General features: G+C 67.6%; 1 protein-coding gene. It reads right to left on the bottom strand.

The features are described from left to right. Positions 1 to 3 precede the first annotated feature (3 nt). On the bottom strand, positions 4 to 1137 hold the full coding sequence (gene pstS / locus E2E34_RS34320) for a phosphate ABC transporter substrate-binding protein PstS (RefSeq protein WP_138905718.1): 1134 nt from the start codon (positions 1135 to 1137) through the stop codon (positions 4 to 6). Between the last annotated feature and the right edge of the window lie 235 nt (positions 1138 to 1372).

Here is a 1372-nt window from a genome sequence, read left to right on the forward strand (position 1 = left end):
GGGTCAGGAGAGGGTGGGGACGATCTCGCGGACCTTGGCCGCGATCTCGGCGGGCAGCGGCGCGTAGTCGGCGTCCGCCAGGACCTTCTGGCCGTCCTCGCTGACGGTGTAGTTCAGGAAGGCCTTGAGGGCGGGCAGGGTCTCCTTGTTGTTGCCCTTGTCGCAGGCGATCTCGTACGTCACCAGGACGATCGGGTAGGCGCCCTCGGCCTTGGTGGCGTAGTCGAGCGAGAGGGCCAGGTCCTTGCCCTTGCCGGTGACCTTGGCGGCGGCGATGGCCTTGGAGGCGTTCTCCGTGGTGGCCTCGACCGGGGCCGCGGCACCGGTGTTGATCTTGACGGTGTTCAGCTTGTTGGCGGTCGCGTACGACAGCTCGAAGTAGCCGATCGCGCCGTTGGTGTCCTTGACGTTGGAGACGACGCCGGAGGAGCCGTTGGCGGCCTGGCCGCCCTTGGCGGGCCACGACTTCGACTTCGGGTCGTACTTCCAGTCGCTCGCGGCGGCGGTGTTGAGGTACTTGCCCAGGTTCTGCGTCGTACCCGACTCGTCCGAGCGGTGGAACGCCTGGATGGTGGTGCTCGGGAGCTTGGCGTCGGGGTTCAGCTTGGCGATCGCCTTGTCGTTCCACTTCGTGATCTTCGAGTCGAAGATCTGCGCCAGCGTCTTGGCGTCGAGCACGAGGTCGTCGACGCCCTCCAGGTTGTAACCGATGGCGACGGGGCCGCCGACCATCGGCAGGTTGATGCCCTGGCCGGTCTTGCAGATCTTCTTCGACTCGGCGACCTCCTCCGGCTTGAGCGCGGAGTCGGAACCGGCGAACGCGACGCGGCCCTGGGTGAAGTTGGTGATGCCGCCGCCGGAACCGATGGCCTGGTAGTTGATCTCGACGCCCTCACAGGCGGCCTGGAAGTTCTTGACCCACAGGTCGATGGCGTTCTTCTGGGCCGTCGAGCCGGCCGCGCGGAGCTGGCCCTTGGCGTCGTCGCACTTGATGTTGCTGGCGGCCTTCGTCTCGCCGGAGCCACCGGTGGAGCCGCTGTTGTCGTCCGAGCCGCACGCCGTGAGGACCAGGGCGCCGGAGACGGCGAGGGCGCCGAGCGCGGTGGCGCGAAGCCGGTTCTTGCGCTGAAGCTTCACTTTCGGGGGTTCCTTCCAGGAGCCGCCGGTCCCGTGTGGTGGCGGCGTGCGAAGAGGTGGAGTTCTCGGGTTTCCAGCTACACAGGGGGGCGGGTGTCTCGCGATGTGCCTCGCACTGTGTACGTCCGAAATTAGGCAGAACAGGTGAAGCCGTCGACGGGGGCGAGTGAACGGGAGGTGAACCGTGCCGAACGGTGTGGTGTGCGGGCCCGGCTCGCGGCGGGCGGTCGGGGGG

Origin of the sequence: Streptomyces albidochromogenes, from assembly GCF_005981925.1 — a bacterium.
GTDB lineage: Bacteria > Actinomycetota > Actinomycetes > Streptomycetales > Streptomycetaceae > Streptomyces > Streptomyces albidochromogenes.